Origin of the sequence: Paenibacillus thalictri, from assembly GCF_004307995.1 — a bacterium.
GTDB classification, from domain to species: domain Bacteria; phylum Bacillota; class Bacilli; order Paenibacillales; family NBRC-103111; genus Paenibacillus_AF; species Paenibacillus_AF thalictri.
Map to the genome: position 1 here is coordinate 1 of NZ_SIRE01000043.1, position 13,431 is coordinate 13,431.

The 13,431-nt window shown below is 53.8% G+C and carries 11 protein-coding genes; 4 read left to right on the forward strand and 7 right to left on the reverse strand.

Annotated features, from left to right (window positions below; all coding sequences use genetic code 11):
* The 6 genes from EYB31_RS37515 to EYB31_RS37540 form a co-directional block, all read right to left on the reverse strand.
* Window positions 1–215 (reverse strand): hypothetical protein (locus EYB31_RS37515; RefSeq protein WP_206105535.1); only part of this gene is annotated, 215 nt, incomplete at its 3' end.
* Window positions 212–2,365 (reverse strand): SMP-30/gluconolactonase/LRE family protein, encoded by a 2,154-nt coding sequence (locus EYB31_RS37520; protein ID WP_131018719.1) that lies wholly within the window; start codon window positions 2,363–2,365, stop codon window positions 212–214. The genes EYB31_RS37520 and EYB31_RS37515, both read right to left, overlap by 4 nt.
* Before the next feature lie 20 nt (window positions 2,366–2,385).
* Window positions 2,386–3,249, reverse strand: a complete 864-nt coding sequence (locus EYB31_RS37525; RefSeq protein ID WP_131018721.1) for a carbohydrate ABC transporter permease — start codon at window positions 3,247–3,249, stop codon at window positions 2,386–2,388.
* A 3-nt stretch (window positions 3,250–3,252) separates the two neighbouring features.
* The gene (locus tag EYB31_RS37530; protein ID WP_131018723.1) at window positions 3,253–4,281 is read right to left on the reverse strand and encodes a carbohydrate ABC transporter permease; all 1,029 of its coding nucleotides are present in this window, start codon (window positions 4,279–4,281) and stop codon (window positions 3,253–3,255) included.
* Window positions 4,271–7,342, reverse strand: coding sequence for an extracellular solute-binding protein (locus EYB31_RS37535; RefSeq protein ID WP_131018725.1), 3,072 nt, complete (start codon window positions 7,340–7,342; stop codon window positions 4,271–4,273). Before EYB31_RS37535 ends, EYB31_RS37530 begins: the two co-directional genes overlap by 11 nt.
* 44 nt (window positions 7,343–7,386) lie before the next feature.
* Complete coding sequence (locus EYB31_RS37540) at window positions 7,387–8,508, reverse strand: ABC transporter ATP-binding protein (RefSeq protein WP_131018727.1); 1,122 nt, start codon at window positions 8,506–8,508, stop codon at window positions 7,387–7,389.
* A gap of 419 nt (window positions 8,509–8,927) precedes the next feature.
* Here EYB31_RS37540 and pnuC point away from each other — a divergent pair, with 419 nt between their 5' ends.
* The 4 genes from pnuC to EYB31_RS37560 all read left to right on the forward strand — a co-directional run bounded on the left by pnuC (window position 8,928) and on the right by EYB31_RS37560 (window position 12,183).
* Window positions 8,928–9,608 (forward strand): nicotinamide riboside transporter PnuC, encoded by a 681-nt coding sequence (gene pnuC, locus EYB31_RS37545; RefSeq protein ID WP_131018729.1) that lies wholly within the window; start codon window positions 8,928–8,930, stop codon window positions 9,606–9,608.
* The gene (locus EYB31_RS37550; RefSeq protein ID WP_131018731.1) at window positions 9,605–10,621 is read left to right on the forward strand and encodes an AAA family ATPase; all 1,017 of its coding nucleotides are present in this window, start codon (window positions 9,605–9,607) and stop codon (window positions 10,619–10,621) included. The genes pnuC and EYB31_RS37550 overlap by 4 nt, the downstream gene beginning before the upstream one ends.
* A 74-nt stretch (window positions 10,622–10,695) precedes the next feature.
* Window positions 10,696–11,604 carry an NUDIX hydrolase gene (locus EYB31_RS37555; RefSeq protein ID WP_240763198.1) on the forward strand — a complete coding sequence of 303 codons (909 nt, stop codon included), beginning with the start codon at window positions 10,696–10,698 and terminating at the stop codon, window positions 11,602–11,604.
* 144 nt (window positions 11,605–11,748) lie between these two features.
* Window positions 11,749–12,183: a GNAT family N-acetyltransferase gene (locus EYB31_RS37560; protein ID WP_131018733.1), complete on the forward strand. Its 435-nt coding sequence runs from the start codon at window positions 11,749–11,751 to the stop codon at window positions 12,181–12,183.
* Window positions 12,184–12,337: 154 nt separating this feature from the next.
* On the opposite strand, the gene EYB31_RS37565 is transcribed toward EYB31_RS37560, so the two are convergent.
* A complete protein-coding gene (locus EYB31_RS37565) occupies window positions 12,338–13,315 on the reverse strand; it encodes an aldo/keto reductase (protein ID WP_131018735.1) in 978 nt (325 codons plus the stop codon).
* Window positions 13,316–13,431 lie beyond the last annotated feature (116 nt).

Below are 13,431 nucleotides of genomic sequence, written 5' to 3' on the forward strand. Positions count from 1 at the left end.
CCCGCGGGCGCGGGCTTCGCCGCAGGCGGCTGCTCGGCCGCGCGGGTGACGCTGCCGCCGCTCCACGCCGCCGCGCCGCCGGCCAGCAAAGCGGCGGCCGCCAGCAGCGCCGCCAGCTTTTTCGCGCGCGGCCGCAGGCGGCGGCCCGTACGCTGCGCACCGCCTTGCTCCGCCTCGGCGCTCACTGCCGATTCGCGTGCGTTGGAACTTTTCATCGGACGATCACCTCCTGATAGACGGAATAGAAGAAATCTTTCATCTCGCTGCTGAGGCCAAACGTAATAAAAATCAGCGCCCCCAGCATCATCATCGTCAGCAACGACATCGCGATATTGGCGGCCGTCTCCCGGATGCTGTAGTTTTGCATCGCCTGCACCTTCCAGAACACAAGCAAAGCGATCCACACGTACATGCCCGTTTTCAGAAAACCGAATATCGCATCTTCGCTAAGCGTCATCACATTGGAAATAAGCGTCAGCGGCAGCCCGATCACAATAAACGGAAACATCGCATAAGCGCCGCTGTAGGCCACATCGCGCAGGCGCCCTTCGCCCCGGTAAATCGCGCTGATCAAATAGTTGGAGACAACCCAGCCGCACCATAACAGCAGAAATTTGACAATTTCCGATACGATGTTGACCTCCAGCACCGCTCCCGGATTAAACACAAAACTCGTAAACGCCTGCATCACGCCAAACGATACCGTCGCCAGCACAAGCAGCAGCAGGCTGCTCCAGAACCCGCCTTTTCCTTCGTAACGGATCGCGATAAAGCCGTCCAGCGGATGTTTGATCAGCACCAACACATGTTTGATTTGTTCCAGCATGCGGTATTTGGGCGGTATGTTCCGTTCCTTTCCCCTGCCCGGCCGCAGCCGCCTTGCCAGCAGCTTTTTCCATACGATAACAAGCAGGGCTACGCCGATCAGCAAATTCATCAATGTGCCAAAATGCTTCTGGAACCAGATCAGCCGCAGCTGCCAATAAGCATCCGAGTAACCGGCCTGATTGCCCGCATCCAAAAACAGCTTCTGCGCTTCGGCATAATCGCCTTTCTTGTAAGCGGCCTTGGCAAGGCCCAGCAGCGCCGGCGCGTAATAAGCGTTAAGCCGGTACGCCTCCCGCCAGTACGCTTCGCTTTCCTCGTATTTGCCCTCCTGGGTCAGCTTGTTCGCCTTATGCACAATGGCCCCGAACTCGGACAAGCGCAGCAGTTGGATCAGCCCCTGATCCTCGTCAAGCACAAGCAGTTCGCTGTGCGAATTGCTTGTTATCGCCGACGGCGTTTTTATCACGCCGAGCCGGGATGAAGCCGCGCTTGATTCCCCCGACCAGAAAAACAGCAAATTGCCGGAAGCATCGTACTGATTCATATATTTCATCGAGGCATCGATCGCCGTCACGTTGCCGTCCTGATCCACGGTGATGTCGCTCAGCTGCGGCTTGAGCTTATCACGCGACGGAAAGCGGAATTCGCCGTAGCTTTTTTGCCCGTCGACAGTGGAAAAATCGCTTTTGGCGGACAACATGTCTTTGCCGGCGATATTGAGCTTTTTGATCTGACCCCGCTCAACGTCTTTGGTTACCGTGTAAATAAATCCGCTGTCGTCGATATCGACGCTTACGGCCGAACCCGGCAGCTTGCTCATTTCGCGCATATACATTTCCCGCGTGTAGATCAGCCTTTTAAACGAATCCATCACCGAAAACGCCGTTTTATTGGCCCCGAAAAAACCGATAAATTTGCCGTCCGGGTCAAGCTGCAGCAGCCCCTGATAACCGCCAAGCGTGGCGATGTACAAGAAGCCGCGTTTGTCCGTCACCAGCTTGATCGGATCGTATTTAAACGATTCGGGTAAATATGTCGAATCCGGGCGCTTGTATTCCTTCAGCAGCTTCCCGTTTGCATCCAGCTTAACGACCCGCTTGTTGCCGGTATCCGCAGCATAAATGTCGCCGTTTGGCGAGACAAACACGCCTTCCGGCTTGTTCAAGGGACTTTCTTTGACATCGATGATTTTGACAAAGCGGCCTTTTTCGTTAAACAGCACAATCCGGTTGTTTCCGGTGTCGGCCACATACATTTGATCCCGGTCGTCGACAAAAATGTCCTTTGGTTTGACAAGCGGTGAATATACCGATTTGGACGGATCCTTCGGGTCCGCTATGTAAATGTCTTTGCCCAGCGCTTCTACGGGATAATACGCCGATTGCGTCCAGGTCAGACGTTCGTAGGCGTCTTTGTAATTCGTGCTGTACGGCACGGCGGCCTCCGCTCCAAACGGCACAACCGCACTGCCCGCAACCGCCGCCAGCAGCACGATAAGCCAGCGCCTTACAGCCCCTTTGATAGTACCTGCAAACATCGTTTTCCTCCTTCCCTCCGTCATTTGATCCCCGAATGAGCCATCGTTTCGATGACTTTGCTTTGGAAAAACAGGAAAACAAGCAGGTTGGGCACAAACATCACGACCGCCGCCGCTGCCGCCGCTCCTTGCCTGGCAACGCTGTTCGCCAAATTATTGGTCAGCGTGGACAAGAAATACGGGAAGTTTTTCATCTCGTCATCCTGCATAAAATAAGCGGACGTCTCCACGTTCCCCCACGAGTGCTGAAACGTCAGTATCGCCACGGTGGCCACCGCCGGCATAATAACCGGCATAACGATCCGGGTGAAAATGAGCCATTCGCCCGCTCCGTCGATTTTCGCCGCTTCAATCAGTTCCCCAGGCAGTTGGTCGATAAACTGCTTCATCAGAAACACGCCGACCGGCATCGCCAGCAGCGGCAATATATGCCCGAAATACGTGTTCATGATACCCAGGTGGCTGACGACCAAATAACGCGGCATTTGTACCGCTTCGGGAGCAAACATCAGCGTCAAAATGATCGTCGAAAAAACGATCTTATGCCCCGGAAATTGATGTTTCGAGATCGGGTACGCGCAAAGCGCACTCACCATGGTAACAAGTACAACCGCAAGGCCGGAAATCACGACACTGTTGAACAAATACCGGGTGATCGGCACGGCCGACGATTTGGCTACCAGGAATAACTCGACAAAGTTTTGAAACGACGGTTCTCGCACGAAAAAGTTCGGCGGATACACAAACAGCTCATGATACGGCTTCAGCGAATGATTAAATATATAAACAAGCGGCAGAAGCATAAACACGCTGATGGCAATCAGCAGCAAGGTGAGCAGCTTTTGAAAGCCGTCCAGCCGGTTTAACCTGCTTATTTTTCTCATCGGCTATTCTCCTTCAGCGCTTTTCTTGTTAGTGGAGGAACCGCCGCCGGCATCGTCGCCGGAGCCGAACAATCCCCAGCACAGCCGGTTGGACATATACATCAGCACCAGCAAAAACACCGACACCGCCGCCGCATATCCCATCTCGAAGCGGACAAAACCGTAATCATCGATGTGGTTGATGATCAGATGACCCGCATATTGCGGCGTCGGGTTTGTGCCCGACAGCTCGACGCCGATCGCTCCCGCCTTAAAGGTGGATACGATCGCCATCACCGCGCCAAACAGCATTTGCGGTTTCATGGACGGAATCGTCACATACCATATTTCCTGCAGCCGGCTGCTCATCCCGTCAATCCGCCCGGCCTCGTACAGTTCGGGGTTGACGCCGAGAATGCCGGCCAGCATCGCCAGAAACCCGACGCCCATGCTGGACCATAGCGATACGGCGATCATCGAATTCATCAAATACGCCTTGTCCGTCACCCATAAGATCGGTTGGTCGATAATGCCCATGCCCAGCAGCACGCTGTTCAAGTAGCCGATCCGGTCCCCCGACAGCATCGGCAACCAGACGATCGACATCGCGATGCCCATGGTCAGCGACGGCGTATACATCGCCAAAGCGAGCCACTTGCGCAGCTTGCCGGGTAATTGGCAGATCAGCCAAGCCAGCACAAACGCCGCGACATAACCGCCCGGCCCAACGATAACGGCAAATTTGAACGTATTGGGCAAAGCGTATTTCAGAAACAGCAGGTCCTGCGAAATGAGGTACTGAAAGTTTTTCCAGCCGATAAATCGCGGAGGCTCAATGGCGTTGAAATACGTAAAACTCAGCACAATCGCAGCGCAAACCGGGACGAGAATAAACAATATAAAACAGATCATAAACGGGGCGATGAACAAATACGATGTCCGAAAGCGCCATATGTCCCGCAGCAAACGCGACAGGTTGCCTGGAGCGCCCAGCCGGAGGCGGCTGGTTTTGGCCGCTGCCGCCGTATCCATCCTCGCCGCATTATTTAACATAGCTGTCCACTCCCTTCCACGGTTCGCTGACAACCGGCAAATCCATCGTTTTCAGCGGCTTGCCGTTTTCGTCCACAAATCCGAACTCCTGCTGCTTGCGGCGCAGCTCGCGTTCAATGTCCATAACCGCCGTCTCCAAAGAGCTGCGGTAGTTCATGCCGTCCACCGCCGTGCGGTTCCAGGCATTCGTCAGCTCCCGGCTTATAAAGTAGCTGCCCGGCAGGTTAGGCACTTCCTTATACCATTTCCATTGGTTCAAAATGACGTTGGCATCCTCGCGTTTCCACGGCAGCTTGGCAAACGCCTCGATATTGGCCGTATTCCAGCGGAACGCGGTGCCATAAAACGCCTCCAGATCGGAGCCGTAGCGCTCCTGCATGTCGGCGGACAACCACCACTTCATAAACGCCCATGCCTGCTCTTTTTTGTGCGACTTGTTAAAAATAACGCCCGCGCTTTGGCCTCCTCCGGCCCAACGCGCGATCTCCCCGTTAGATTGTCTAACGCCGGGCAGCGGCGCGATTCCCCAGGCGCCGTTCAGCTCCGGCGCTGCCGAGGACAGCTGCACGTACATGTTGTAATCGGCGATGCCGATCGGCATCGAGCCGTCGCGGAAATGCTGGAAGAAACTCGGAACTTCTTTTTCCATCGCGTAAATGTTGAACAGGTCGGTCCACATCTTAAACGACTGGAACGCTTGCGGCGTATCCATCGCGGATTTCATTCCGTCCGGCCGGAAAAACTCGGCTTGGTTCTGGTAGAAATACATCAAATACTCTTTCGGAGAAACATAAAAGTTCATGTAGTTTTGCTGCAGGTTGGGCAGCAGCCCGTACACCTCGTCCCATGTTTCGGGAATGCGCAGGCCCAGCCGGTTCATCACATCTTTGCGGTAATAGAGCACTTGGAAGGACTGCGTTTCCGGCAGTGCGTAATAGCCTTTATCGTAATAGAAAGCAAGCCACGAACCCGGGCTGTATCTTTTGTATATTTGATCAAAATCCGGAAATTGCGACAAATCGGCCACGCTGCCGCGAATCGCGTAATCGACCGGCAAATCTTGGCCTAATCCAAGCGCGATATCCGGCTGCACGCCTGCGGCGCCGGCCAGCAAAAGCAGCTGCGTGTTCGGCAGCAGGTTGACTTTGACGCGGATGCCGGTGTCCGGCGTAAACATTTCGTCCGCCAGCTCCTGCATCAGGTTGACGTAGTCGCGCCCCCGGTACGCCCAGACGTTAAGCACGTTGTCTTCCAGCTCGCTGAGCTTGCTTTTGGAATCGAAGGAATAGAAGAAATTTTGAACCGAACCGACGATTTGCGCCCAGAAGGACGCCTCCATCTCGGGAAAGCCTTGCCCTGCGGGTACGATGTAAATTTCGTCCAGCTGCAGCGGCTGCTGCACTAATATTTGCAGAAATCCGCTGATTTTCTCCTGAATAGCGGCAACCTGATCGGCATGATACGGAATATCGTCGACCTTGGCGAGCAGCCCGCCGATATCTTTCACGGAGGTGGCGAGGCTTTGGCTCACATTGTCGGTGCGCCCGTTGACGGCCGTCATCTGCTTGGCTGCGGCGGACATCAATTCAGCGGCTTCCTTCAGCCGGCCCGGCAGATCGGGATAATCGCGCTGACTGTTCCAGGTACGGTTTTTGTCGTTGGTGCCGCCGGTCAGCGCCTTCAGATCATGATCGATGTCCCGCAGCCGGCCAAGCGCCTCTTCAATGCCAAGCAGCACCGGCTTAAACGGATGATGCGTCACCGCCATGGAAAACGTATGCTCGCCTTTTTCCAAATAAATGTCATACGGCTTGCCGCCGTCGTCTCCTAATATCGTTCCCTGCCACCCTGCGGCGTAAGGGAAACGGTACTCAAGCAGCTCTTGGAATGGAACCTTGCCATCGAACATAATTTTTCGAAACGACGCTTTTTGCGAAATCACATTTTGCAGCGATCGCATCCCGATGCGGTACATCCCGCTTTCCGGAACGCTAAAGCTCCAGGCAAGCTCCTGGTTCTGGTTTTGCCATTTGGCGCCGCCGATCGAATTAAACGTGATTTTGCCCTTGGCGAGCGGCACGGTCCGGGGATCGGTATCGGATGCAACTTGGATCGCCGAATCGTTTTTCGCTTTGATGTTTTCCGCTTGGATCGTCTGAACAGCTGCGGACGGTGCAGCAGTCTGCGCGGGATATGGCTTGACCGCTTCCGCGTATCGTTGCGGCGGGGAGGCCGGAACTAGGCGGATCGACTCCAGCGCCACGGGTTCGTCCGACTCGATACGCAGCGTATGGCTGCCCGCCGCGACAAACCATTGCAGCGGCTCGCTGTAAGCCCCGCCCGAATCAATCAGCGGTTTCACCGTCCAATCGCTGATGTCCAGCGATTTGGGGCGAATGTCGTTGCCGTCCGCATCCTGCTTGACCGGAGCGGCATCTTTCCACTGCCTGTACAGCATGACCGCTGCGGCTTCCCGGAACGGATGCTTGCCGTCAAGCCGCACATCCCAGGTGATCGGCTTGCGGTAGCCGGATCCGGAGAACGGCCGGTAGCCGGCGTGTATTTCATACAACCCGTCGCTTGGCGCGGTAACCCGATATTCGATCCAATTGTCCTTGCCCGGCTCCCACAGCAGCACGCTGCTTTTTCCTTCAAAAGGGGCAACCGCCGTCTTGGCTCCGGCCGATTTAGCGGCGAATTGTGCGGCATCGATCACGATGGGGGCCGCTGCGGGCTTGGCGCCGCGGTCCGCCCACAATTTAGCGGCGTCCGCGTAATATGGCTCCGCGCTTGCCGTGGCGCCGCCCGCTTGGCTTCCAGCCGGTGCCGCTGCAGTCGTTGCTCCCGGCGCTGCTGCCGTTGCCGCTGTGGTCGCTGCTGCCGTTGCCGTCGAAGCTACTAGCGGATTTACTGCCGCAGTCGCCGCTTGCCCCGGCTTACTGGAAGCCGCTGCCGATTCCCCGGCCTCAGCTAAGCTGCCGGGCCAAACACCGCCAAACGTCGAAGCCGTAAGTGCGGCGAGCAGCAAACTGCAAGCGAGGCGGCGTTTTTTCAACCTCATGTTCGGGTGCCGCAAATGTATTCTCTCCTTATCTTATAATCAGATTAATCGGCAAAACGTTCGCCTGAATCGGGATGGAAAAACAGCGCCTTCGACATGTCGACGGCTATCTGCACCTTGTCGTCTTCGTCCACCCGGCAGTATGGATGAACCCGCACGACTAGCAGCTTATCCTGACCGATGTCCAGATGCAAATACCTGTCCGCCCCCATCAGCTCGCTGATTTTATGCGTTCCAGTCAGAACGGCCTGTGAACGGGCACGGAGACCGCTTTCATCCAAAGCGATATTCTCCGGCCGTATGCCGAGGGTGACCGTCTTGTTTAGCTGCTTGTGATGAAGCAGCGTCCGTTTTTTATCTTCGGGAATGTCGAGAACAAAACGCGAGGTGTGGAACTCCAATTTACCGGGAACCGGCTCTAAAATACGTCCTTGGATAAAATTCATCGGCGGTGAGCCGATAAAGCTGGCCACAAACGTATTGCTCGGACTCGTGTAGATCATCTCCGGCGTATCCACCTGCTGGATCACGCCGTCTTTCATGACAACGATCCGGTCGCCCATCGTCATCGCTTCGATCTGGTCGTGCGTCACATACACCATCGTCACGCCCAGCGTTTTGTGCAGCCGGATAATTTCCGTGCGCATCTGCACCCGCAGCTTGGCGTCCAAGTTGGATAACGGCTCATCCATCAAAAACACCTGCGGATTGCGCACGATCGCCCGCCCCAGCGCCACCCGCTGGCGTTGTCCGCCGGAAAGCTCGCGTGGCTTGCGGCTCAAGTATGGCTCGATTTCCAGCACGCGCGCCGCCTTTTTTACAGCTAAGTCGATATCGTGTTTTGGCAGCTTGCGCAGCCTGAGCCCAAAGGCAATGTTCTCGTACACCGACATGTTCGGATACAACGCATAGTTTTGAAATACCATGGCTATATCCCGGTCCTTCGGCGGCAGTTCGTTGACCAGCACGTCACCGATGTAGATTTCTCCCTCGGAAATGTCCTCAAGCCCTGCGATCATCCTCAGCGTCGTCGATTTGCCGCAGCCGGACGGCCCTACGAATACAAGAAATTCCTTATCTTTGATTTCCAGATGGAAATCGTTCACGACAGGTTGTTTGTCTTTGCCGTACCGTTTGTATATGTGGTTCATCAGGATTCGCGCCATACATGGTCTCCTTTGTCCTTTACATATGAGATCACATTTATTATAAAAGATGCGCTGTGAAGATGGTGTGAAGGTTCATTCGGGCGCCGCATGTGGAGAATACAGGAAAAAAACAGTTGATCTCGGGGCGTAATTCTGTTATTTTGATATTATCAAATTGTTAATATCAAATAAGAAATAAGTTCCTTGAACGATACGATGAAACACTTCTGATCGAAGTCCTTTCGATGAAGTACAACCGCGACTTAGTCGAAGCCCTCTCGATGAGGTGCGTTTACGCCTTAATCGAGACCCTTGTAATGAAGTACATTCGTTGCCTTAGCCGTAGTTTTTCTTATGAGGGAGTTACATTCATGCTTTTGCGTTACAGAAAGTGTTTATCCGCGCTTATGCGCTTTTCAATTAAGGAGGGGATTCGGATGGGAAATTATTTAGGCCGCTGGAGCTTGTACGAAATCGCTTGGTTAGGTCTGTTCTCCGGGATCGCCATTGTGCTTACCGTCATCATGAAAGATACGTTATTCGGATTCACCGTCTTTCTTACCGGAGTATTATGTGTAGTGCTCGCGGCCAAAGGCAATCTGCTGACTTATGTGTTTGGCATGTACAATACGCTTGGCTACGCTTATTTGGCTTATGTGAACGGATTGTTCGGGGAGCTTGCGCTGAATTTGCTTTTCTTTGTTCCGATGAATGTGATCGGCTACATGATGTGGAAGCGGCATCGCCTCAGCGGTGGCGAACTCGTTATGAAGCAGATGAATTTAAAAAATTTATTGCTTGTTGCGGCTGTTTGCGTGTTGGGGAGCCTGCTGCTTGGATTCGCGTTATCGTTTATCCCATCGCAAAACTCGCCTTATATTGATGCCATTACGACCGTATTATCGGTTATGGCCACCTTTTTGATGGTGAAAAGATTCAAAGAACAGTGGCTGCTGTATATTGTGCTGAATATGTTTACGGTGCTGCTATGGATTATTCGGCTGCTGGACGGAAGCCCGGACGGCGTGCTGATGATCGTGATGTGGAGCGCATACCTGATCAACGCGATATACGGTTATTATATCTGGAACAAAGGGGCCAGGGAGGTTAGGCAATGAAAACGTTAGGGCTAACATTGGGCAAATTCGCCCCGCTGCATAAAGGACACCAATTTATGTTTGACACCGCTTTGAACGAAGTTGACGAGCTGATCGTCGTCATCTATGACACGCCCGTGATCATGGTTCCGCTTCATATTCGGGCCAATTGGATCCGCAAGTTGTACCCGTCGGTCAGAGTGATTGAAGCATGGGACGGCCCGGACGGCTACTCCAACGACCGGGAGCATAAAATTCGGGAAGAGCAATATATTCTCGGTTTGCTGAATGGTGAAAAAGTGACTCATTTTTATTCCAGCGAGTTTTACGGCGAACATATGAGCATCGCTTTAGGGGCGGTGGACCGGCGGGTGGATGAGGATCGCAAGCTGGTTCCGATCTCGGCGACGATGATCCGTTCCGATCCTTACCGGTACAGAGAATACATCAGCGATATCGTGTATCGCGATCTCATCGCAAAAGTCGTATTTGTCGGAGCGATGTCAACCGGCAAATCGACCATTACCGAAGCTTTGGCACGGCGGTACCAGACAACCTTCGCCAGCGAGTACGGCCGGGATTATTGGACCGAACATCAAGTAGACCGCCGAATTGGCCTGGAAGCGTTCGACGAGATCGCCCTCGGACATATCGAGCGGGAGGAACAGGTTTTGCCGGACGCAAATAAGTACCTCTTTGTCGACACCAATGCGATCACCACGTACATGTACGCCCTGGACTACCACGGCAAGGCCCCTGAACGGCTGACTCGATTGGCGCTGGAAAACGCGCAGCGGTACGACTTGTTTTTTCTGTGCGACGACGATATCCCTTATGACGACACGTGGGACCGCAGCGGTGACCAGAAACGGCATGTTTTCCATAAGCAAATTATTGCGGACTTGAAGGAGCGCCGAATTCCTTATATTACGCTGAGGGGCAGCCTGGAGGAACGAATGCGCAAAGTCGATGAGGCATTGACCCAATTCGAGCTGTACAGCAATTATTACGGGGAACGTCATCAACATAACTGAAAGGTGACGCGGATAGCGGATACAACGGTTATGACGTTTACGAAAATATAAAGGATACGGAGAATGCGACGGCTATGACGGATATGAAAAATACGGAGGCTTTAAAAGATCCCAGCGGCCTTACGGAACGCGAGTTTCTGGAGCAGTATAGGGCGGACGATTACGAACGCCCCTCCGTCGCGGCGGATATGGTTATCTTCACCGTCACGGAGGCGGCCGAGGACAACTACCGCAAGCTCCCGGAAAAAGAGCTGAGGATTTTGCTCATTCACCGCGGGGGGCATCCCTTTCTGGGCAAATGGGCGCTGCCGGGCGGCTTCGTCCGGCCTAACGAAACAACGGAGCAGGCCGCGGCACGAGAGCTGCGGGAGGAAACCGGCGTCGATCGCGTGTATTTAGAGCAGTTGTACACGTTCAGCGATATAGGCCGCGATCCCCGCACTTGGGTGATGAGCTGCTGCCATATGGCGCTGATCAACAGCAGCGAAGTGCAAGTGAAAGCGGGAGACGACGCGGCGCACGCCGCTTGGTTTAAGGTCCGCTACCGGCTGCTGCGGGAGCAGAAGGAGCTGATTGAGGACGGATATATCAAGACACTGCAATATGAGCTCACGTTGAGCTCCGAGCACGGGGAGTTGTCCGCCATAGTCGAACGGACGGTGACGGCAACGTTAACTTCAACAGGAACATCTTACGGCATTGTGTCCAACAATGGCCTCGCTTTTGATCATGCCAAGATGATCGCCTGCGCCATCGAGCGTTTGCGGGGCAAAGTGAACTATACCGATATTGCGCTGCACTTGATGCCAAAGCTGTTTACACTAACGGAGCTGCAGCAGGTTTACGAGGTGATATTGGATAAAGAGCTGCTGAAAGCCGCATTCCGGCGTAAAACAGCCGACCTCGTCACGGAAACCGACCATTACACTGAAAACGCGGGCCACCGCCCCTCCCGCTTGTATCGCAGAAGTTTGGAGGAGTAACGATGATTTACGAGCTGGATCACTCAAAGGATAGCAGATGCATATGGGCATTTGAACGTAGGTTTGGCACGGTAAAGTAACAGTCCAAAATACTATTTAAGGCTCCCGAAGCGAAGCCTGTGCAGTGTGAAGGAGGAAAAATAAATGATCATAAGAGAACTGATTGAAGATGACATTCCCCAACTTGAGCGGCTGTACAGACAATTTTGGGGCGAGGAATCTTCCATTGAAATCATGAAAAAGCAGTTCAATAAGCTTCATGAAAACGAATCATACATTTTCCTATGTGCGGTTGAAAATAACGAACTCATTGGATCGGTCATGGGGGTAATATGTGCGGAGCTGTACGGGGATTGCAAGCCTTTTTTAGTTCTTGAGAATATGATTGTTGATAATAATCATAGGAGCAAAGGAGTAGGAAAAGCATTGATATCCGAGCTTGAGAAAATCGCCATTTTAAGGGAATGCTCCCAGGTGATCTTTGTAACGGAGAGAAATAGAACTGACGCTGTAAAGTTCTATGAGTCAGCAGGATACAGTACCCAGAGTCATGTAGGATTTAAAAAAAAGCTCAACTAACTGGCCAAATCAAGGGGAATTTCTCTCTTTCACGTATCTATGGCACTATCTTTACCTTATCTAATCTCGCCCCTCGCCACAAAAAAGAAGCCGACTCCCCTTACACATGAAGCGGGCAGTCGGCCTTTCTATGCCAATATACAAAACCTTGCGGTTATTTCCGTCCCCCGCTGATGCGGTCGACCGCTTGCAATTCCTCCGGAGTCAGCCGGTTCGGCAAAGCTTTCAGCGCATCGCTGATTTGCTCGGGGCGGGATACGCCGAGGATCGCCGAAGTGATGACCGGATTGCTCAGCACCCAAGCAAGCGCAAACTGCGCCAGTGTCCAGCCCCGCTCGTCGGCCAGCGGCTGAAGAGCGCCCACGATGTCGTAAGTGCCTTCCTCCTGCATCAGCACCTGCAGCCGCTTTTCTCCGGCGGCGCCGCGTGTTCCTTCAGGCGGACGTTCGCCCTGACGGTACTTGCCGGTCAGCAGCCCACGGCCGAGCGGACTGTAAACGATCACGCCGACTTTCTCGCTTGCGCAGAACGGCAGCAGCTCATTTTCGATCTCTCTGGCCAAAATACTGTATTGCGGCTGTACGCTCTCATAGCGGTGCAGCCTGTTCAAAGCGCTGATGCCGTGGGCTTTGGCAATCTGCCAAGCGGCATAATTGGAGCAGCCGATATACCTTACTTTACCCTGGCGGACCAGGTCGCTCAGCGCTTCGAGCGATTCCTCCAGCGGCGTCTGTTCGTCAAAACGGTGCACTTGATACAAGTCGATGTAGTCGGTCTGCAGCCGGCGCAGCGAATTGTCGACCGCACGCATCACATGATAGCGGCTTTGACCGCTGTCGTTCACCCCAGCGCCGACTTTGCCGTGGACCTTGGTCGCTACGATCACGCGGTCCCGCTTGTCCTTCAGCCATTCGCCAACGATGGCTTCCGACTCCCCCGATTGCAGCGGGTTGCCGTTATCCATACCGCGTCCGTACACATCGGCGGTATCGAACAAATTCATGCCCGCATCCAGCGCCGCATCCATAACCCGAAACGATTGCTCTTTTTCAATCCATCTGCCAAAGGCCATACAGCCCAAGCTGACCTCAGGCACCTTCAAGCCCGTTTTCCCCAGAGACCGGTATTCCATGCGCTTTCCCAACCTTTCGATATGTAAGGTTAACTGCTAAGTTTATTATATGCCTCTTACCTTCCCCAGGAAAAGTAGTGACCGCAAGGTAAGTTCCTCAAGACGAGGTAACTTAC